Annotated in this window: 16 protein-coding genes and 1 pseudogene; 9 read left to right on the forward strand and 8 right to left on the reverse strand. The window is 50.7% G+C overall.

Translation table 11 applies throughout. The features are described 5' to 3' along the window. Positions 1 to 117: 117 nt before the first annotated feature. The gene (locus HBA55_RS34155) at positions 118 to 2,673 is read right to left on the reverse strand and encodes a TonB-dependent receptor (RefSeq protein ID WP_167000228.1); all 2,556 of its coding nucleotides are present in this window, start codon (positions 2,671 to 2,673) and stop codon (positions 118 to 120) included. Between the two features lie 484 nt (positions 2,674 to 3,157). On the opposite strand from HBA55_RS34155, the pseudogene HBA55_RS34160 reads away from it, so the two are divergent. Next, positions 3,158 to 3,285: pseudogene (locus tag HBA55_RS34160) on the forward strand (DDE-type integrase/transposase/recombinase); the annotation flags it as partial. A gap of 452 nt (positions 3,286 to 3,737) precedes the next feature. Here the strand turns inward: HBA55_RS34160 and HBA55_RS34165 are convergent. Beyond that, positions 3,738 to 4,748, reverse strand: a complete 1,011-nt coding sequence (locus tag HBA55_RS34165) for an AraC family transcriptional regulator (RefSeq protein WP_167000229.1) — start codon at positions 4,746 to 4,748, stop codon at positions 3,738 to 3,740. A 231-nt stretch (positions 4,749 to 4,979) separates the two neighbouring features. Here HBA55_RS34165 and HBA55_RS34170 point away from each other — a divergent pair, with 231 nt between their 5' ends. From HBA55_RS34170 to HBA55_RS34195, 6 genes are all read left to right on the forward strand, one after another. Next, positions 4,980 to 5,903, forward strand: a complete 924-nt coding sequence (locus HBA55_RS34170; RefSeq protein ID WP_167000230.1) for an SMP-30/gluconolactonase/LRE family protein — start codon at positions 4,980 to 4,982, stop codon at positions 5,901 to 5,903. 39 nt (positions 5,904 to 5,942) lie between these two features. Beyond that, positions 5,943 to 6,467: an SRPBCC family protein gene (locus HBA55_RS34175; RefSeq protein WP_167000231.1), complete on the forward strand. Its 525-nt coding sequence runs from the start codon at positions 5,943 to 5,945 to the stop codon at positions 6,465 to 6,467. A 148-nt stretch (positions 6,468 to 6,615) separates the two neighbouring features. Then, a complete protein-coding gene (locus HBA55_RS34180) occupies positions 6,616 to 8,310 on the forward strand; it encodes an AMP-binding protein (protein WP_167000232.1) in 1,695 nt (564 codons plus the stop codon). Positions 8,311 to 8,531: 221 nt separating this feature from the next. Next, on the forward strand, positions 8,532 to 9,146 hold the full coding sequence (locus tag HBA55_RS34185) for an HD domain-containing protein (RefSeq protein ID WP_167000233.1): 615 nt from the start codon (positions 8,532 to 8,534) through the stop codon (positions 9,144 to 9,146). A 62-nt stretch (positions 9,147 to 9,208) separates the two neighbouring features. Continuing rightward, a complete protein-coding gene (locus HBA55_RS34190) occupies positions 9,209 to 10,519 on the forward strand; it encodes an aromatic ring-hydroxylating oxygenase subunit alpha (protein ID WP_167000234.1) in 1,311 nt (436 codons plus the stop codon). Then, the gene (locus tag HBA55_RS34195) at positions 10,516 to 11,502 is read left to right on the forward strand and encodes an NAD-dependent epimerase/dehydratase family protein (protein ID WP_167000235.1); all 987 of its coding nucleotides are present in this window, start codon (positions 10,516 to 10,518) and stop codon (positions 11,500 to 11,502) included. The genes HBA55_RS34190 and HBA55_RS34195 overlap by 4 nt, the downstream gene beginning before the upstream one ends. Positions 11,503 to 11,604: 102 nt before the next feature. On the opposite strand, the gene HBA55_RS34200 is transcribed toward HBA55_RS34195, so the two are convergent. Together HBA55_RS34200 and HBA55_RS34205 are read right to left on the reverse strand one after the other, a co-directional pair. Further along, on the reverse strand, positions 11,605 to 12,237 hold the full coding sequence (locus HBA55_RS34200) for a TonB-dependent receptor domain-containing protein (protein WP_167000236.1): 633 nt from the start codon (positions 12,235 to 12,237) through the stop codon (positions 11,605 to 11,607). Between the two features lie 108 nt (positions 12,238 to 12,345). Beyond that, positions 12,346 to 13,530 carry an acyl-CoA dehydrogenase family protein gene (locus HBA55_RS34205; protein ID WP_167000237.1) on the reverse strand — a complete coding sequence of 395 codons (1,185 nt, stop codon included), beginning with the start codon at positions 13,528 to 13,530 and terminating at the stop codon, positions 12,346 to 12,348. Positions 13,531 to 13,726: 196 nt separating this feature from the next. On the opposite strand from HBA55_RS34205, the gene HBA55_RS34210 reads away from it, so the two are divergent. Then, positions 13,727 to 14,758 (forward strand): AraC family transcriptional regulator, encoded by a 1,032-nt coding sequence (locus tag HBA55_RS34210; protein WP_167000238.1) that lies wholly within the window; start codon positions 13,727 to 13,729, stop codon positions 14,756 to 14,758. A gap of 35 nt (positions 14,759 to 14,793) precedes the next feature. Here the strand turns inward: HBA55_RS34210 and HBA55_RS34215 are convergent, their stop codons facing one another. The 3 genes from HBA55_RS34215 to HBA55_RS34225 are packed head-to-tail and all read right to left on the reverse strand — an operon-like array spanning position 14,794 to position 19,447. Further along, entirely contained in the window at positions 14,794 to 17,019 is a 2,226-nt protein-coding gene (locus HBA55_RS34215) for a peroxisomal multifunctional enzyme type 2 (RefSeq protein ID WP_167000239.1), read from the reverse strand. 58 nt (positions 17,020 to 17,077) lie between these two features. After that, positions 17,078 to 18,253 carry a lipid-transfer protein gene (locus tag HBA55_RS34220; RefSeq protein WP_167000240.1) on the reverse strand — a complete coding sequence of 392 codons (1,176 nt, stop codon included), beginning with the start codon at positions 18,251 to 18,253 and terminating at the stop codon, positions 17,078 to 17,080. A gap of 45 nt (positions 18,254 to 18,298) precedes the next feature. After that, positions 18,299 to 19,447 carry an acyl-CoA dehydrogenase family protein gene (locus tag HBA55_RS34225; RefSeq protein WP_167000241.1) on the reverse strand — a complete coding sequence of 383 codons (1,149 nt, stop codon included), beginning with the start codon at positions 19,445 to 19,447 and terminating at the stop codon, positions 18,299 to 18,301. Between the two features lie 268 nt (positions 19,448 to 19,715). On the opposite strand from HBA55_RS34225, the gene HBA55_RS34230 reads away from it, so the two are divergent. Then, the gene (locus tag HBA55_RS34230; RefSeq protein WP_167000242.1) at positions 19,716 to 20,735 is read left to right on the forward strand and encodes an AraC family transcriptional regulator; all 1,020 of its coding nucleotides are present in this window, start codon (positions 19,716 to 19,718) and stop codon (positions 20,733 to 20,735) included. A gap of 249 nt (positions 20,736 to 20,984) precedes the next feature. Here the strand turns inward: HBA55_RS34230 and HBA55_RS34235 are convergent, their stop codons facing one another. Further along, positions 20,985 to 21,539: a carboxymuconolactone decarboxylase family protein gene (locus tag HBA55_RS34235; RefSeq protein WP_167000243.1), complete on the reverse strand. Its 555-nt coding sequence runs from the start codon at positions 21,537 to 21,539 to the stop codon at positions 20,985 to 20,987. Positions 21,540 to 21,550 lie beyond the last annotated feature (11 nt).

Genomic DNA, 21,550 nt, shown 5'->3' on the forward strand with positions numbered 1-21,550 from the left:
CGATACTGTTCTTTTCATCGAATACCAAATACAAGAAAACCTGCTCCAGATGAATGAAGCAGGTTTTCTGTAAGTTAAAAATTTTTCTTAAATAAACTTAGATAAACTTAGCTAATTTTAGAAGCGATAATTAGCCTGCAGCGCAACCGTGCGCGGGGCGTCCTGAAAACCGGTGTAGCTCGTAGCGCCAAGCCCAAGCAGTCCAGTCAGCGGGGTCTCAGCTATATAGTTGTAGGTGTCTTTATCGGTGAGGTTCTTACCCAACAGGGCAAGCGTCCACTGCTCGGCCTCCAGTGCAATACGCAGGTTTACCTTGGTCGCCGCACCCTGCTTCACCAGCGGGTCCATGGTCGCTTCGACAAACTGCTCACCGCTGTAATTGAGATCCAGTGTTGATCGCAGATCAATACCGTCAACGACAGGCATCACATAATCAGCACTGACACTGGCCGCCAGAGAAGGCGTGTAGATATTCTCTTCCCCTTTCAGATCACAGCTAGAGGCGGGGTTGGAGGCCGGACAGGTAGCGCCTTCGTATTCTTTAAACTCGAAATCCAGGTAAGCCATTGAACCCGATAGGGTCAGACCTTCTGATACGCGCCAGCGACCATCCAGCTCAACGCCCTGACTCACAGATTGACCGGCGTTGCCGACATTAACGCCTACAACACCGTCGAAGACACTGACTTGCATATCGTCGTACTCGCTGTAGAACAGGGCCAGGTTGAGGTGAGCGGCGCCACCGGCCAAAGACAGCTTGGCACCCAGCTCGCCACTCAAAACAGTCTCGTCTTCATACTCGAAAATATCGGCAGAGCCGCTATTGGTGAGAGCGTCGAAACCACCGGCTTTAAAACCTTGGCCGAGCGTCGCATAGAACAGGGTATCGCCCGAGTAGTCCCACTCCACCATCAATGTTGGCGTAAAGGAACGCTCGGTACGCGTTTTGTCCAAATCATGTCCCGTCAGGCTATTCAAATCCCCATTCAGGGCGATTTGGCCCGCCGTCAATGCCAGGAAGTCATCGCCATCAGTGGGGTCAATGGTGCCGGTTGCGCTGTTGATCAGATCCAGCACCTTCTGAGCGCTTTTTTCTTCTTCGGTGTAGCGGCCACCCAGGGTCACGCGCAGCGCTTCGCTGACATTCCAGGTTGCCTGCGCAAAGATGGCATAGGTTTCGCTTTCACCTTTATAGCGACGCTCTGTGCTATAGCCGGCTAGCGCTCCCAGACCCTCAAAACCAAAGGGTGCCCCACCCAAGGCCGCACCGGTACAACCGAGAGCACCCGCGGCTATTTCTGCCAGCGAACCGGCGGCATCGGTGGGGTCTGTTAAACAACTAAGCGCGTCCAGGGAAGCCCCCAGCACACCTATGTCCGTGTCCAGCCCCCAAGCGGCGCTCGCACTATATTCAAGATCCCACTGCTGGTAGTAGACTCCCGCAATCCAGTCTAGGGTTTCACCGCCGGGAGAGACAAAGCGTATCTCCTGAGAGAACTGGTCGTACTCTTCTGCGGTCCTGGCGCTCGAAAACGTATCAATACCGTTTGTATCAGTGTCAAACAGAACATCCGTATCATAGGCCGCATAGCCGGTCACCGAGGTCATGGTGACACCACCCAGATCCCAGTTTAGGGTAAAGGTAGCATTGTCAACGTCGTATTCGTGGTGCTCTTCGAGGTTGGTGTTACGACGACGGTCAGCCGTACCGTCTTCAAAGCCGCCGGAAGGCAGGCTGCCATCCCAAGACGCCTGATAGAGATCACTCGTGACAGGATAATTACCCGCATTAATAGCACCACCCGCTTTTGCAGCGCCCAGTAGAGCGCCGGTCGCCGCCAGAGTATCAATCGTCTGTGGGTAGGTACCGAGCGGGCCGGTATAACCCGCGATCACCTCATTACCGATGCCGTTAAAAAAGTCTACGGTGCTGTTTTCCAGCTTCAAGGTGGCATCGATGTTGCTATTGATATCGAAACCCAGGGTCAGACGAATGGCCTGCTCCTCGCTACCGCCCTCGTCTTGGCCGGTCAGGTTGTTTTTGTAGAAGCCGTCACTTTCCTTATCCCGCACCACCAGGCGCGCGCGAAGGCCATCGGTCAGGGCGCCAGAAACCATAGCATTCAGGGTTTGGGCGTTGTCCTTTGGTTGGTATTCGACACCCAGGCTCGCTTCAAATTCTTCGGTAGGTTTAGCCGTGGTTGAAGACAGGGCTCCGGCGATACTGTTCTTGCCAAACAGCACGTTCTGGGGGCCGCGCAGCACTTCAACCCGCTCCAGGTCCATAAACGGCATGACCGACAAGGCGCTACGGCCCAGGGCAATGTCGTCCATATACTGAACCACTGACTGCTCAAAACCGGCGTTCGCACCGGAGCCAATACCGCGCACTACCAGGAGTTGACCGAAGCCAAGATCAGCCATCTGAAAGTTGGGAACATAGGCGGACATATCACCAAGATCGGCAACACCCGCCTCCGTCATTTTTTCGCCGGTTACCGCCGACACGGACATAGGTACATCCTGCAGTGATTGCGCTCGCTTTTGCGCGGTTACAATAACCTCTTCCAGTACGAAGTTCGTATCATCAGCCACAGCCGTAAAACTGACACTGGATGTAATGGCCGCAATCGCCAAAGACAACTTATAGTTCTTTTTACAGCTTCTGTTCATTATTGAGCTCTCCGAGCAATACCAATTATAATTATCCACACCGGCGTAATCGCCTTATAAACCTGATGTTCTAGAAAATTATCACGTCCACATGTACAGCCACAATACAGTGGGGCAGTATTGGCTCGTGATGACACCGTGTTGACATCGAATGACCTACTAATAAATGCGCCTTCTACCTTGTCGATACCCTCTCGACCGTTGATCCCGCCGGTGCGTGGCGAATCAAATCCGGTATTATTTATAAAAAGTAAACCTGCAATTATTCAACCTGAATAATTGGTGTAGGTATTACTGGTTATTGTGAGATTTTCTGTAACCCCCCGGGGTAATACCGTGCCATCTTTTAACTTATCGATGGAGGTTCTGTTGCAAATCCGGTGCGTTCAGACAGAATATGCTACTCTACTGCCTGAGACTGATCAGATATCGAACGAGCGAGGATGAAGTTTACAAGACGCCACTTTAAACAGGTGAGCGGTTGCGAATGGACGGGACCTACATCAAGGTCAAAGGAAACACCTTTATCGTGCCGTCGACAAAGAAGGCCACACAGTTAATTTTCTACTCACCGCCAAGCATGACACAAAGGCTGCAAAACGTTTTTCGACAAATGAATAAAACGGCAAAGTAGACCACCATGAGTTAATCTTCTAATGATGTTGTGGTCTAATATCCAGGTGATTTTTCTTTACTTTTTTGGGTCTTCAGAATAATTTGTGGGTTGTTTTATGGCAGCGAAGTGCTGTTTCCGGAAATAGATATGTGCGCTCTTCGAGCGCATTCGCCGTCAGAGCCGGCTCCTACAGGATTCTCCAAGCACCTGTAGGAGCGCGCTTTAAGCGCGAAGGATTTTCTCCGTACGGACTTCAATACTCAAAGATCAGTCCCGGCGCTATTTCCGGTTATGGCACTTTGCTGCTTATCCGGTCTTCCCTAATACTTGTTGCAAATACTGCTCAAATAAAAAAGCTCGATCTTCAACGCAAATTGCCCGTATATCAATAAGATAACCATCGTTACGGTTAAACCCTACCCAAGAATTCCTCAGAGGAACCACTTTTTTATTGTGACGCTCTTATTCTCTGGCGGTACTCGGCCGGCGTACAATGCTCAGTATTTCTAAAAGCGCGACGGAAATTGGCAGCATCCTGATAACCCAATAAGACAGATATCTTCTCCACGGCAAGATTTGTATTTTCAAGATAACGCAGTGACCAACTGTGTAATTCATTGGCCCTGATCTCTTTAAAGCAGGTGCCTTCCAAACTCAAACGTCGACTTAACGTGCGCTTGGATATATGCATTTGTTCCGCGATCCAGCTTATCTCAGGAAACGGTGGCTCCATTGAGCGTAAATAAGACAGCACATGCAGAGTGTAAGTGTCATTACTCTCCTTTTGCAGCGCTTGCAACGCTTTTTCCAGTTGTACCTGCCCCGACTCCCAGAGCTTTTTGTCATAAAATGGGTGCGGAGTATCGAAATCCAAATCACGAAGAACCACTTCATTCTGAGCGGCATTAAATACCACGGTATTCTGAAAGCTCTCATGATAGCGATCTGCATAACTAGGCGGCGCATAGGCAAAACGAAATTCAGCGCCCTTAAGCGGCTGACCGTAAAAAAACTCTATGTAATTTTTTAGCGCCAGAAACGACGCTTCGATAAAAATGGGCAACAGAGATTCATCAGACAGTTCAAGCTGACAACTGTAAGTCAGTCCATTGATTTGAGAGCGCACAGAGTGGGTTAGCATGGTAGTGACAATACGAGAATAGGACTCCAGAAGCCGCAGACCGGCACGCAGAGTCGGCGCGCTATAGGCGGCCGCGCCCAGAAAACCCGGAACACACGCATTAAAGCGGTTCGTGTGCATTAGAGGCCATGCCGGGTCGCCCGTGATATCAACTACGTTTTTAGTCAAAAATTCAACCTCAGAAGCGGGAATATGTTGCTGAGTGTTGAGTTTCTCTAGAGTCAAGCTTGTATTATCGAACAGATTAGCTAATGAAAACCCTTGTCGAGACATCTCTCGAATGATCGACCGAATATGTGACGGATTCGCGCTGAGCATGATGATTACCGCTACAGTTTAGATTGTGCTTATAACATGGGGCTATATCGCCCCAGGCAATTCAGTTATTTAAGGTGCTGCAAGAAAGTCCAGCCTACATCAAAGTGTCTTCTTATGACACCCTATTGGCACATGATGCCCTAAATTTTGTCGATTATTTAGCGCAGCATTTGGCCTACTACTTATCACTGTGCACAAAGCCATCCTGTAACGCGACCAAAGGATGCAACTATGCAACTTAAATATGACGTTATTGCCGAGGGATTACGCTTTCCTGAAGGCCCTATAATTATGCAGGACGGTTCGATAGTGCTGGTGGAAATTGAACGTAAAACCCTTTCACGGGTTATGCCAGACGGCAGCATTGAAGTTATTGCAGAGCTGGGTGGTGGCCCCAATGGGGCAGCCATTGGTCCTGACGGACATGTTTACGTCTGTAATAACGGAGGGGCGCAATTCACCGAACAATTCGGACTTTTGCTGTCAGGACCTGCACCTAAAGACAATGAAACCAGTCGTATCGAAAAAGTAAATTTAACAACCGGAGAAGTTGAAGTTCTGTACGATCATTGTGACGGCCATAAACTGGTAGGGCCTAACGACATAGTGTTCGACAATCAGGGCGGGTTTTATTTTACTGATTTCGGCAAGACCTTCGCGGAGACTCGAACAAGAGCCCTGGGTAATGTCTATTACGCCAAAGCAGATGGTTCAAGCATTGTAGCTATGGAAAACGAAAGACTGTCGCCGAATGGAATTGGCCTCTCGCCTGACGGCAATAGCGTTTACTTTGCCGACACACTCACCGCCAGCCTGTTTGCCTATGATCTAAAGGCCCCAGGAGAACCGAAGCTTCTGGATTTTCCGCCCGTTGCTGCTCGCCTGGTAGCTCGCCTGCCTGGAGAAGCCCTCTTTGACAGCTTAGCCGTAACAGCCTCAGGAGCAATCTGTGTTGCCAGCCTTGTCCACGGCGGTATTACGCAAATTGCCCCCGACGGAAGCTATAAACACTATGAAACACCCGACCCACTGACAACCAATATCTGTTTCGGTGGTGAGGATATGCGCGATGCTTACTTGACTCTTTCCGGCACAGGCAAACTGATTAAATGTCGCTGGCATGAGCCAGGGTTACCGCTCGCTTATAGTGCCTGAAATAGATGCGAGCACTCTGTTAATAAAAGAGTAATAAACATGCATAAACTGAAAAAGGTTGACCTGGATTATCTGAATAAAGGTGCCAATTGTGTTCATGTATCGGTGGAGATAAATCGCTCTGCCCAAGAGGTTTTCAGCGCTCTCGAACAGGCCGAAATCTGGGTTCAAGCCTACGACTCAATTAGAGAGTTTGTCTGGACCTCCCCCAAACCCTTTGGCAAAGGAACAACCCGTACCGTCAGCCTGGTGCTGCCCGCGCAACCACTGATCAAGGGTGTCGAGGAGTTTATTGTCTGGGAACAAAACAAACGAATGGTGTTTTACTATGCACAAATGAGCAAGAAGCTATTTAGTGCCTTACTGGAAGACTATCGAGTTGTCGATAAAGGCAATGCCCGGTGTGAGCTGGTTTGGGATCTTGGTTATCAAGGTGCAGGCATCTACCGGCCACTGTTTTGGCTGATGAAGGGTAAGATGAAGAAGAACAACCAGGCAGCACTCGACAACATCAAAAAAATCCTCGAAGCCAAGGCCGATCAACCTGAGGCAATAGCCGCATAGTCACTCTACGGAAATAGCCTTGGATGCCGTCCTCTATCAACGTTTAACTAAGCGCTGGCGTTTAAGATAGATGATTGCCACCCAAAGACTGAGCCATCTCGGTTAATAAACAGCGTCTTAGCAATTATCACCAAACACGGACCATACCATGTCAGATCAAACATTTATTACACCACTGCAAGCCTTTTACCAATGGGAGCGCCTGCGCCCCAATGAGATTTTTCTCAGTCAGCCATTACAAGGGGATCAGTGGCGTGATTACACCTGGGCCGACGTTGGTCAGCAAGCCCGAATAATTGCCCGCGCGCTGCAGGACAGGGGATTAAAAAACGGTGACACGGTTGGCCTTTCGGGGGCAAACTCTGCCTATTGGGTGATCACCGACCTTGCCATCATGATGGCCGGGGGCGTCAGCGTACCGGTGTATCCCTCCATGCCTGCAGACAAACTGCAATACATCGTCAATCACAGCGACATGAAGATACTGTTTACCGACGCAGGCGGCGCATCGAGCATCAACAACCTGGCCGCGACGGTTGGCGACACGGTAACACTTATTTCTCTTGGCGATGAAGGGACATCGGAAGAAAATACGCCGATTACCCCATGGGGTTCATTGCTGGAGAAGGTGGCCCCGATTGATGGATCACCACTGCGTCCCGATGACGATCTTTGGACCATATCCTACACCTCCGGCACCACCGGCATGCCTAAGGGGGTTATGCATTCTTTTTCGACCATGCCCAGATTCGCCGCCACATTCACCCAGCTTACCCATCAAGATGACAATGCCGTATTTTTCTCATTCCTGCCGCTCGCCCATATAGCCGAGCGCGCCGCGATCGAGATGCACGCTTTGTACGTCGGCGCAAGGATTTATTTTAACAAGGATCTTGATTCTTTCGCCCAAGACCTGCTGCACGCAAGGCCCACCTTCTTCTTTGCCGTACCCCGAATCTGGCACAAGTTAAAACAGGGTATTATCGCGAGCATAGGGGATGAGACTTGGCAACAGGTTTTGCAAGACCCCAAGCTTGCCCATACCGTCGGTAAGCAAGCGTTAACCGCCTTGGGGCTGGAACGGGTGACCACCGCTTTTTCCGGTTCGGCACCGATCGCCAAAGCCGATCTTGAGGCATGGACAACCCTGGGATTGCCACTGTATGAAGGTTATGGCCAGACCGAACACCTGTCAGGACTGAGCAATCGCCCCGGAGCGGTTAAAGTCGGCAGCATTGGTAGATTACAGCTTGTGGAGGAATTGGCCCAAGTCGCGCAATGCAAAGTGGCCGACAATGGCGAGCTGCTATTGCGAGGCCAGGGCACCATGCTGGGGTATTACAAAGATCCCGAAAAAACCGCTGAAACCATTGTCGACGGCTGGCTGCACACAGGTGATAAAGTGCGTGTTGATGAAGACGGCTTTGTATTTATTACCGGCCGCGTCAAAGAGATCTTCAAAACCGCCAAAGGCAAGTACGTTGCCCCAGCGCCTATCGAAGACAAGTTTGGCTCGCTTAACCTTCTCGAGCAGTTATGCCTGGTTGGCCGCGGCATGCCACAAACCGTCTTGCTTGTTGTGCTCACGGAAGATGCTGCAACCCTGGAGCGGGACTATGTGGACGCGCAGCTCTGGGCGGCGCTGGACAGTGTCAATGCAAAACTTGAAGCACACGAGCGCATTAGCCATATCATTATCTGTCAAGAACCCTGGACACCAGACAACGGGTTACTGACACACACATTAAAAATGAAACGTGATGAAATTGAGGAAAAAATGTTGTCCCTCGTGGAGGCAAGCGTAAAAGATTCCACAACAGCGATCGTGTGGGAAGCATCGTAATCATGGGGAGATCTTCATTACCGATAAATTGGCTCAGCATGACACGCTGTTGGCATTCGATACCCTTAGCATCGTTGTTCACCTATCACATAATAAGAAACGCACGGATAAACACAGTGTCTCTTCACAGTGGCTCTTTATAACACTAAGAGCACACGAAGAAAATACGAAAAAACCGCCAGATTAAACCATCACTAATTCGATTTAATTGGAAGAACGCCATGGAAACCTCTGAAAAGAAATCACAAGCCAGCTTTACGCGAATGGATCAAGCCACCAAGGAAGATTTTGAAATTATTGCCAGAGAAGGCATCCACTTTGCTTCATTATTACCAGATAGGATTCTTGCTCACCTCAAACAGCTCGACGGTTCTGTCGATGGTTTTCCGGTTTCACGCTTTGAGCACTGTTTGCAAATGGCAACCATGTGTGAAAAAGCAGGCAAGGACGAAGAATACATAGTCTGCGCCCTATTACACGACATCGGTGATCTCCTGGGTAGTTTCAACCATGCCGACATTGCCGCCGCCATACTGAAACCGGTGGTTAGCGAAAAAAATCACTGGATCGTACAACATCACGCTATTTTTCAGGGATACTATTTCTTCCACCACCTCGGGCTTGATCGCAATATGCGGGATCAATTCAGCGATCACCCCTACTACGATGCTTGTGTGGAATTCTGCAAATTCGATCAGGCTGCATTTAACCCCGACTACCCCAGCTTGCCCCTGGCGCATTTCGAACCCATGGTAAGACGGGTATTTGCCGAACCGAAAAGCTCCATCTATCTCACAGAGAATGGAGAAATGCCGAACATCGCGGAGCAGGCGTAGCCACATTTTTCCATAATCGGTCAAACATCCGTTATTAAGAATATTCATTAGAGGTTTATTTCATGAAAAGAGAAAAAGAACTCGAAATCATCGACACTTTGTTGGACCAAATTGAAAACGACTACAACGCTGATGCAGGCGTACAGACCCGCATGAGCACAGAAGCCTATACCTGTCCAAAAATAGCCGAGCAAGAACAGGACCTTTTCTTTAGAAACACACCACAACTCATTGGTCTTTCAGGCCGGCTGCCAGAGCCAAACAGTTTCTTTACCACCGATCATTTTGGTGTGCCCGTATTGGCAACACGTGACAAGGATGGACAGTTCCACGCCTTTTTAAACATCTGCCCCCATAGAGCGGTACGCCTGACGGATGAAAAATCAGGCAAGCAGAGTCGCTTTTCCTGCCCCTTTCATGCCTGGAACTTTAGCAATCAGGGCGACCTGGTTGCTGTACCTCGCGAAAAGGACTTTGGCAAGGTTGATAAAAAATGCAACAGTCTGACGCCACTACCGGCAGAAGAAAGAAACGGTATGTTATGGGTACATCCGCAACCCGATGGCGTACTGGATCTTAATGAATTTTTGGGCCCCTTGTCGGAAGAGCTTGCAGATACCGAAAGTGGTCGACTGGTGTATGTGGGTGAGAATACCATCGAAGGTGATCTTAACTGGAAGCTGGCAAACGACACCTTTGGAGAAAGCTATCATTTCAGTGTTTTACACAAAAATACACTGGCCAACCTGTTCCATGGCAACAACTCCCACTTTGAAGAATTTGGGCAACACCATCGGTTTATATTTGCCGCCAAAACCATTCTACCCGTAACACAGCAGTCCCCAAGGAGTGAGTGGAAACTCTCTGACACGGCCATCGTCCTCTATTACCTATTTCCCAACATACAATTGCAAATATCGCCAGGCACCGGCATGACGGTATTGTCAAAGATGTATCCGGTAGAGGGTAACCCCAATAAATCCGTTACGCATAATTGTATTTATATGACGCCTGAAGCCCTGGAAATGCTGAATGCTGCCAGACAAGAAGGACAGGCGGTTATGGACGATACAAATCTTTATTCTGCCGATATGGATGCGGTAGCTACAGGTGAGACGGCTGCATCCGTTGAGGCTGCTTTGGAGGCGTTTAAAAGCACCATCGAAGACGAAGACTACCTGATGGGCAAGATGCAGCAAAAAAATGCCCGCTCAGGCTTGGTAAAAGACCTTATCTTTGGCCGCAACGAGCATTCACTGCAACATCATCATAAGACCTTTCGCAAAGCGCTCGGCATGCCCCCTTTAGAAGAGATCAAAGAGGACATTACCGAGAAAAGCCAAGACAAAGAAAGCACAGGAGAAGTAGCATGAACAAACTAAAAGGCCCTGTTCTGGTCACGGGTGGTACCGGTTTTATTGGCACTCACCTGATTGACAAGCTGCTGGAGTTGGAGTTAGAGGTCGTTAGCTTTTCCCTACCCAGCGAACCGGTCCCGGAACATTGGGGTGATCGCGTCAAGGTGGTACGGGGTGATATTTGCGACGCCTCGGCCGTAAATGCCGTTATGCAAGGTGTGGGCACCGTCTTTCACTTGGCGGCTGCGCTCACGGGTGGCGACTATGACAGCCACTGGCGGATAACAGTGGAGGGTTCTCGCCATGTGTTTGAAGCAGCCCTGAAAGAAGGCACAAAGGTTATTCATTGCTCCTCTATTACCGTCTATGGCGAACAGATTGCTCAAGGCGTTTGTCACGATGGCCTACAACAAGGCCAGCAGTATCACGGCCCCTACAGCCGAGCCAAAATGGCCCAGGAAAAACTGGCTCTGGAATACCGAGATAACAAGGGGCTACCGCTGGTGGTTATCCGGCCGGCTAACGTCTACGGCGTTGGCAGTAGCTGGGTCAATATGATGGCGGAGGTTATTGCAGCCGATATGATGTTTATTATAGGTGATGGTGAGGGTGATGGAGGTTTTGTCCACGCCAGCAATCTGTCCGATGCCTTTATTTTGGCCGCATCAAAACCGGAGGCGCTGGGAGAGATATTTACCGTTGCCGATGGATTTGGAATTACCTGGAAGCAGTACTTTAACAACCTGGCAGCCTTGCAAGGTAAGGCGCCACTGCCACATATACCGCTTGATGCAGCCCTTCATGAAGCACAACAACACGAAGACCTTGAGTCATTAGTAGCCCCTGACCCTGAAGCGGCAATTACCCTGGAAGGGCTGAGTATGGTAGGGCATTCTAATCGCTACGACAGCTCAAAAATCAAGAAGATGCTGGGCTGGGCTCCGCAAGTGAGTTACGAGACAGCATTTGCACAGATAAAGGAAAGCCTTACAAATTAGCCCCAGGGCGCCAATAAAGAAAAACCTGCTCCAGATTAATGGAACAGGTTTTCTGTAAGTTAAAAGTTTTTCTTAAATAAACTTAAATAAACTTAGCTAAATTTAGAAGCGATAATTAGCCTGCAGCGCAACCGTGCGCGGGGCGTCCTGGTAACCGGTGTAGGTCGTAGCGCCAGCCCCCAGCAGTCCAGTCAGCGGTGTCTCAAGCATATAGTTGTAGGTGTCTTTATCGGTGAGGTTCTTACCCAACAGGGCAAGCGTCCACTGCTCGGCCTCCAGTGCAATACGCAGGTTTACCTTGGTCGCCGCACCCTGCTTCACCAGAGGATCCATGGTCGGTTCGACAAACTGCTCACCGCTGTAATTGAGGTCCAATGTTGATCGCAGATCAATACCGTCAACGACAGGCATCACATAATCAGCACTGACACTGGCCGCCAGAGAAGGCGTGTAGGTATTCTCTTCGCCTTTCAGGTCACAGCTAGAGGCGGGGTTGGAGGCCGGACAGGCAGCGCCTTCATATTGTTTAAACTCGAAATCCAGGTAAGCCATTGAACCCGATAGGGTCAGACCTTCTGATACGCGCCAGCGACCATCCAGCTCAACGCCCTGACTCACAGATTGACCGGCGTTGCCGACATTAAAGCCTATAACACCGTCGAAGACACTGACTTGCATATCGTCGTACTCGCTGTAGAACAGGGCCAGGTTGAGCTCAGCGGTGCCACCGGCCAAAGAAACCTTCGAAAGGGGACGGAGAGATTAAGATATAATCCCTCCGTCCCCTTTTCTGTTTCTCTCCCCTTTTCTGTTCGGGGCTAGAGCCGGGAAATTCCTGTCTTCTTACAGTCCGTATTCACGGGACGCAAGATCGCGCATGATTTCCTCGGAGCCACCGCCAATTGCCTGAACTCGCACTTCGCGGTAGATGCGCTCTACCCGGTTATCGCGCAGGTAACAGGCACCACCCAGTATCTGGCTGGCCTCACGGGCACAAAACTCCATGGTCTGGCTGCACATAACTTTTAATAAACCGATATCAGCCGGTTTTGCGGTACCTTCCATTACTTCGCGGGTACTGTGAATAATCATCGCCTGACAGGCGTTGATGCGCTGTTTCATCTCCGCGATTTTGTGCCTAATCACCTGATGATCGGCCAGGCGCTTGCCAAAGGTCTTGCGCTGCTGAGCCCAGTTCACCGCTTCTTCCAGGCACACACGAGAGTAGGCTTCCATTTGAACGATCATGCTCATACGTTCGGCATTGAGGTTATTCAAAAAGACCTTGAAGCCCTGATTTTCTTCGCCAAGCAGGTTCTCCACCGGCACCTTGACGTTGTCGAAGTAGATGGTGGCGGTATCTGAGCACCACCAACCCTGTTTGCGCGCAAGCTGAGTGCGCGATACACCCTCAAGGTCCATGGGAATCAAGAGCGCTGATACCCCAGCGCCGCCCTCGCCACCAGTACGTACCGCCGTGGTGATCCAGCTGGAACGCATACCGCCGGTGATAAAGGTTTTGGAGCCGTTAACAAGGTAGTACTCCCTGCCTCCCTCTGTTACGCGCTTGGCGGTCGTTTTCAGGTTGGCCAGGTCCGAGCCCACGTCGGGCTCGGTTAAACCCAGGCAGATGACTTTATGACCGCTTACCACCGCCGGGATGATCTCTTGCTTAAGCGCCTCGCTGCCGAAGTTGGACACCGGTGGCAGGCCGATACTGAAACCCAACAGGGCGGCTGTGAAACCACCTACCCCCGTACGCGACAACTCTTCGCCGACAATATTGTTGTACCAAAGATCGATGCCCTCGGTGATACCTCCGTATTCTTCCGGGTAACCCATACCCAGAAGGCCCATTTCAGCGGCCTTGATGCGGATTTCATCCGGGATTTGTCCGGCCTCGTCCCACTCGGCGGCAAAGGGCATGATTTCGCGTTCAACAAAGCGGCGTATCTGGCTGCGATACTCCTCGTGTTCCGGGGTTAAATAGGGATTTTTTAGTCTGGCACTATCAAAATCTAGTGACATGGTGATGCTCCTTTGCTCTCGAAAATGTGCTTCGGGTTTGTAGTTCGTTGGTTGATTCTAGGGGATTTCAGCCCCAAGAAATTATGAAGTGCGCCAGAAAGTCTATATAATACGCAAATATCTCGATAACATACGGGCTAATCTGTAGGGCCGACCAGCACACGCCCCGCCCAAAAACGACAGAACAGAAGTAATTATGAGTATTGTCTACGCCAGTGCATTGACCGTAACGGCCAAAATGTGCAACGCACTAGGAGTGCCATTTGAGGCACTGGCTCATAAGGTAGGTTTCGACCCCGATCTACTCAACCGCCCAGATGCAACCCTCTCGGTCGACAAATACCTTCGCCTTCACGACGAAATAATGGCCATGGGCAAAGAAGATTTTGGCCTATTGATGGGCAGGATTTCCTATATGGAAAGTTTCCATCTTTATATGTCGGTGGCGTCAGCCAGTCACACCTTTCGGGACTGGATCAACCTGCTACCGGCGATGAACCCGGCTCTGGGCAATCTGATAAGCTCCATTGTCAAACGCAAAGCTGATTACCTTATCTTGGAAATGGGCTTTGAGCGGCCAGCAACGCCAACACGTTGTTTGCTCACGGATAATTTCTTATCAAGTGTTGCAATGCTGATGGACGGGTTTTGCATGTTGCCTGTCAGGCCAGTACGAGTAGATGTCACCTACTCCCAGCCAGCTGATACCAAAATGCTTAATGACGTCCTCCGCGCACCGCTGTATTTTAATCAGCCGGCCAGTGCGCTTTATTATGACAAAAGTATTTTGGATATCCCTCCGCTGCATGTATCCACCTCAGTTTATGACAATATGAACGAAGAGCTGAATGAGTTCTTAAGTCACAATTCCTGGACGGCAGATTCATTTACAACGAATTTATATTCGATGATTCGCCATCAACTGGCCAGTGGTGAATGTACGCTAAAGAATGTGGCCGAGAAACTGAATATGTCGAGTCGCACCCTGCAGCTGCGATTACAGGAGCGCGACACGCAGTTTCGCCATTTAGTACAACAGGTTAGATCCTCATTAGCGCTCAAATATCTTCGCGACAAGAACTTCTCTGTTATTAATATAGCGATACTGCTCGGCTATCGGGATTCCACGGCATTTTCGACCGCTTTTAAATCCTGGCATAACTGCACGCCTAGTGAGTACCGAAAGAAAATAGCTCGACAGGCCACCACCCAAAAACCCTACGGTTAACATGGCGTAACGCAGGGGTACTCCTACTCTCTTGTTTAACTTTTCAAGCGAGCCGCTTTTGCCGCCTCAATCAGTCCAGGGTCCATACCTTCCAGGGCAGGTCCAAGATTGTTTGAGGCCGCAACATTACCACTCACCTCCAGCTTGCCGCCAAAGTACAGCTGCTGAGCATCGGCCTGGCCGGTTAGCATGCCAATCAGATTTTCCTCTGACACACCAAGCGTGACGTCGGGTTTGTCCAACACGCCCGCTTCGACTTTACCTTCACCGGATTTCAGGTCCACATACCACTGACTGTCTGGATTACTCACATTAAATTGGAAAGTGGTATCCACCTTGCCGACCAGTTCCGGGTTAGCGGCCACGTGTTGCGCCAGGGCGGTGAACAGGTCCTCGGCAATCAATTGGTCACCCGCCTCTGCTGTTGCCTCAGCGGGGGCTTCAACCTCGACAGGTAACTCGTCAAACAACTCCACCGCCGCATTTTTAATCGCCACCAGATTGCGATCTTTAATATGGGTTTCGAAGATGATCTTGCCGTCTTCTTTCCACATGCGGGTTTCCAGGGTCTCACCGGGGAAGACACTTTCTGCGAAGCGCACCTTGATGCTCTTCACGAAACGCGGGTCATTGTCACAAAAAGCCTTCACTATATGGCGGCCGCAGTAACCGTAGGTGCACATGCCGTGCAGAATCGGCTTGTCGTAACCAAAGGCTTTGGCAAATTTCGGATCGGCGTGCAGTGGATTCCAATCGCCCGACAAACGGTAGAGTAAACCCTGCTCCACGGGTACTGTCTCGGTAATCACCGCATCCGGCTCACGCTCGGGGGCCACATTGATGCTGCCACTTGGACCACGCTCACCGCCAAAACCACCGGCACCACGGACGAAGGTTGCGTTTTCGTTATAGGCGACTTCAACCCCGTTTTCATCGGTGGTGGTCGTGGACGTCACTACAACGGCGTGGGGATCTTTATCGTAGACCGCTTTTACCTTATAGGTGTGAGTTAACTTGGCGCAGGGTTTTAGGGTCTGCTTTATTTCTGTGTATTGCTCGCCGTGCAATACACGATCAAAACCATAGTTAAGCCCTTCAAGCAGATCCTTGCCTTCTTTCATCTGCTGCAACATATAATTCATGCCTGGCATGGCAGCGTAGGTCGGCAGCGCTTTAAAGCCATCGCTGCTATTTTCATAAACCTGTGCCAACTCTTTTTCATCCAGAGGATCGGCTGCGGCGGCACCCACACCCAGGGCATAGATAGCCAGGTCGCGCTCGTCGTAGCTGTTTTCACCGGAGGCTTCGGCCTTCATCGCCAAATCCAGGTCGATAAATTCGTTGCCGCCGAGGCTTGGATTCATAATGTTATTAAGTATTGCACCCACAGCCGCATTCGTATCACTGGGGTGCTCATTCTCTCCTTCAAAGCTGGTGATCTTGTTCCAGCGGTTCGCCACCATATCCGGCGTCAACTCTTTGTCAATGGGGAAGCTGTTACCTTTGTTTCTCTCCCAGCGCACTTGCGCCATATAACCGGCGCCCACCTCAAACAAGCCCTTAGTCTGATCACAATTCTCGTGACACAACCAAGCTACCAGCGGGGACACAAACTCGGGTTTCAATGCATCAATAAACTGCTCCGGCAAGATGCCCACTGTCAGGCGGGACTTGGCGATGGGGGCGATGGTGTTTACGTGGATGCCTTTGGCTCGGCCTTCTTCCGCCAATGTCTGTGCAAAACCGTGCAACCCCAACTTGGCAGCACTGTAGTTGGCCTGACCGAAGTTACCGTAAATACCGGCGGCGGATGCGGTCATGATGACACGGCCATACTTCTGTTCAAGCATATATGGCCAGGCCGCTTTGGTGACACGCTGGGCTCCTTTCAGGTGGACTTCATACACCAGATCCCAGTCGGCGTTTTCCATTTTGGCAAAACTTTTGTCACGCAGGATACCGGCGTTATTGACCACAATATCCACACGACCCCAGGCGTCTATCGCGGTCTGTACAATTTTTTCGCCATCGGTTACCGAGTCGTAGTTGGCGACGGCTTCGCCACCCAAGGCTTTAATTTCTTCAACCACTTTATCGGCCGGTGAGGCTGCGCCAGCGCCGCTGCCATCCACAGAACCACCTAAATCGTTTACCACAACTTTGGCACCACGGGCTGCCAGGGTTAAAGCATGTTCACGACCCAAACCGCCGCCAGCACCGGTTACGATCGCCACGCGATCATCAAAACGTAATTCACTCATAATCACTGTACTCTTGATTTCCAGATCCCCGCCTGCGCGGGGATGACAATTAAAATAGTTAAAGGGCTTTATAAAGGGTCACAACCGCGGCACCACCCAGGCCAAGGTTGTGCTGCAGCGCAATGCGCGCACCTTCAACCTGACGCTTGTCAGCGGTACCGCGCAATTGATTCACCAGCTCATAACACTGCAACAGACCGGTGGCGCCCAGCGGGTGGCCTTTTGACATCAAACCACCTGAGGGGTTAACCACATATTTGCCGCCGTAGGTGTTGTCACCGTTGAGGATCATTTCGGTGGCACCGCCTTCGGCACAGAGTTGTAAACCTTCGTAGGTCACCACTTCGTTAGGGGTAAAGCAGTCGTGCAGTTCGACGACATCCACATCTTCGGGGCTGATGCCGGATTTTTCATACACGGCATTGGCCGCACGGCGTGTCATGTCGGTGCCCGCCAGGGTCATGGCATCCTGGTAACTGTCGGGGTTATCGGTGGTCATCGCCTGGGCGGCAATTTCCACGCCTTGTTTGAGACCGTGCTTTTTAGCAAAGGCCGGGCTGCACACAATAGCCGCACCGGCACCACAGCTGGGCGGGCAGCACATAAAGCGGGTCATCCAATCCATAAACACCACTTGTGAACCACTCACGTCTTCCTCGGTCAGCGGCGTGGTAAACAGGGAGTGTGGGTTGTTAATGGCATGGTTACGGCTCTTTACCGCTACCTTGGCAAAAATATCCGGCTTGGCGTCATACTTTTCCATATAGGCATGGCCGGCGGCACCAAAACTGGCGCCAGCGGGAAAAGAAAGATCGTAACCCCAGTTGTGCAGGCGTTTCATGACGCTATCTGCCATGGGCATTTCGCGGTCATCCCACTTGCTTCCCAGCATGCCGGGCTGCATCTCTTCAAAGCCAAACGCCAGTGCACACTCAACCGCACCACTCTCTACCGCCTGGCGGGCCAAGAATAATGCCGTAGAACCGGTGGAGCAGTTGTTGTTGACATTGACCATGGGAATGCCGGTCATAAAGGCATCGTAGAGCGCATGTTGACCGGCGCAGGAATCGCCATACACATAACCGGCGTAGGCCTGTTCAATCAACGCGGGATCAATGCCGGCATCGGCCACGGCAGCCTTAATCGCGGTAGAGGCCATCACACGATAGGGTTCTTGCTGGCCGGGTTTGGTTATTTTGGTCATACCAACGCCGACGACTTGTGCGTTACTCATAATAAATTCCTTAAGGCTTTTTTCGAACAAAATAAAGGCGTGGTTTTAGTCCGCGAGCAGCGCGCGACCGATGATCAACTTCATCACCTCACTGGTGCCACCGAAAATACGTTGGATTCTGGAGTCAGCGTAGGCACGCGCCACGGGGTATTCCCACATGTAGCCGTAACCGCCGTGTAATTGCAGGCATTCGTCAATCACCCGGCTTTGCAGTTCAGTGGTAATGAGTTTGGCCTTGGAAGCGGTTACCGCGTCCAGCTTGCCCTCTACATGCAACTCAAGGCAGCGGTCGACAAACACTCGCTGCGCGCTAACCAAGGCATCCAGCTCGGCCAATTTAAATTGCGTGTTTTGAAATGCGGCTATGGGTTTGCCGAAAGCTTTACGCTCTTTGACATAATCAACCGTCTGCGCCAGCACCGTCTCGGCACCGGCAATCGCTGCCATGGCAATGCCAATCCGCTCTTGCGGCAGCTCCTGCATCAAATAGTAAAAACCATGCCCCTCTTGCCCCAAAAGATTTTCTTTGGGCACACGAACGTCCTGGAAAAACAGCTCGGAGGTATCCGAGGCTTTCATGCCCACTTTCTCCAGATTAGTACCACGCTCAAAGCCCGCTGAGCTGGTCTCAACCAAAATCAGGCTAATGCCCTGGGCACCCGCATCCGGGTCGGTTTTACACACCACCACCACCAGGTCCGCCTGCTGACCATTGGTGATAAACGTCTTGGCACCATTGATAACATACTCGTCGCCGTCGCGTACCGCGGTGGTTTTAACCCCCTGTAAATCAGAGCCGGTACCCGGTTCAGTCATGGCGATTGCGGTGACGATTTCACCGGAAATACAACCGGGGATGTATTTTTGCTTAATGGCCTCTGAGCCGTTATTGAGGATATAGGGCACAACGACATCAGAGTGCAGCCCCAGACCGACGATACCCGACAACCCGAGACGGGTCATTTCTTCACCAAAGATGGCTGAATAACGGAAATCAACCCCAACGCCGCCATATTGTTCCGGGGCACCCGTGCACAAAAAACCCTGCTCACCCGCCTTTAGCCAGAGCGCCTTATCAATCTCGCCGTCTTTTTCCCACTGCGCATGGTAAGGCACAACTTCCGCCTCAAGGAATTTACGCACGCTGTCGCGATATTGCTCGTGCTCACTGTCATAGAGTGTTCTTTCGATCATTGTGAATACCTCTTGTTGAATGCCTGCCATGTGGGCGTCTGGGCTGGGTAAAAACGGTTTTGGCGTTGTCGCTACTGTTGTTGTCACTACTGGCACCCAGTGTAAAGGCGCGAGAGGCGTGAAAACTATGATGTGAGGAGACAGTTTAAATTGACCAAAAGGGACACTAGGCCATACAATCATGCATCCCAGAACAGTATACACAGCGGCTGAAGGGGCTAGCCCAGCTATAGGCTTTTAAGTTACTGATAACAAAGGACATATAACAATGGCATCAGACAGCCGGGATAAAGAAATTACAATCAATGCCAGCCTGATTGCCGATACGATGTCTGCCGCCAGGCAACGGGGTATTGACCTGGATAAGCTACTGAAACGCTGTGATATCAACCCAGCAGATCTAGAGACGCCAGGCCAGCGGTTGCCGCTGGCCAATACCGTTAAACTTCAGCGTTTAGCCGCCCAAGAGCTCAGCGACAAATTCGGGGACGTGCCGCCGACTGGTTTTTTCAGGGTCCTGATCTTAAGTGCCATGCACTTACCCACGCTTCACGATGCCATGAACCGAGTGATTGAGTTCAACAATATTCTCAATCGCCACCTGAAACTCACGCTCTCAATTGACCAGCCATATGCTGAGATTAGCGTCACCCGAAACGCCGACAACAGCGTACTCAACGATATCGCCGTGGACATGTGGATGGGCACCATTCACCGCGTGGCCAATTGGTTTTGCAATGAATTAATTCTTCTCAATCAAGTGGAGTTCGACTCCCCTGCGCCCGCTTACCACCAGGAGTATCGTTATATTTTCTATGGCGCGCCGATGAAATTTGATTGCGCCCAGTGCAGACTGACTTTTGACAAGCACTATCTGAATTTGCCTGTCGTGCAAACCGAAGCTACTGCCGAAGCTTACCTCCGGCAGCTACCGTTGGATTTATTACTGCCACAAGATATTCGCGGCAAAACCAGTCAAACGATTCGAAACCTGCTGAAGGAAAGCTTTAGCCAACAGGATAATGTCATTGAGCTGCAAGATATTGCCGAGAAGATGGAGGTAACGACAAAAACTATTCGCCGGCGTCTGGCGAAAGAAGGCACCAGCTTTAATGCCATTAAATCCCAGATACGGCGGGATATAGCCATGCATGCCTTGGGCAATAAGGATTTAAGTATTGAAGCGATTGCGATTCAGACGGGCTACTCAGAACCCTCTGCGTTTATTCGGGCATTTAAAACCTGGACGGGATTTACCCCGGCGAAGTTTCGCCAGGGGGTGCTCTAGCTTCCCGTTATTCTTCAGTGTGTTCGTTGGTACGTTGCTTACTGCTTAAGCTATCGTGACATCGAGGAGATGATGAAAGAGGGCGGTATTGACGTGGATCACAGCACCCTCAATCGCTGGGTTCTCAAGTTTTCTCCACTGCTTGAGAAAGAGTTTCAGAAAAGGAAGCGCCGTCCGGGTACCAGGGTAAGATTTGACGAAACCTATGCGAGCCCCCCCGGCATAGCCGGGGGTTTACCTACTGATTAATTATTGCAACCGATCTAGATGATTAAGCAAACGATCATAGTTATCGTTTGAAGCCTCTTGTTGACGCAGGCTTTCCGTCTGTTCGTGGGTTATGTCAACCCCGAATCCATCAACAAATCGATTCATATAGTTGGCCAATGCACAGATACTGATAACATCCATAACGGCTTCCTCGCTGAAGCCTTGATTGATCACCGAATCAACATCCGACTTCACTATTCTGGACGGATCATTAGATAGTTTTTTAACGAAATGTAGAACTGCTTTCAGTCGCTCCTCGATGGCAGCGCCATCGAGATTTTCCAAGATTTGTTCAAATGTGCTCTGATCCAGCCCATGGTTCTCGGCGATCACCTTATGGGATTCGAAGCAAAAGTGGCAGGCGTTTTGGTAGGACGTGAACGCAAAGATCAGCTCTTTGTCGCCTACAGAGAGCTCCTTGCTTGCTGCCATTACATCCGCCATCAAGCGAATCATTAAAGAGGCTCGACGGGGATAACTCTCAAAGATAGTGGTTAGATCGTTATTTCCAAATTCGGGATATTCAAAACTCATTTGTAGACTCC

Source organism: Pseudomaricurvus alkylphenolicus, from assembly GCF_011683955.1.
Lineage (GTDB): Bacteria > Pseudomonadota > Gammaproteobacteria > Pseudomonadales > Cellvibrionaceae > Pseudomaricurvus > Pseudomaricurvus alkylphenolicus.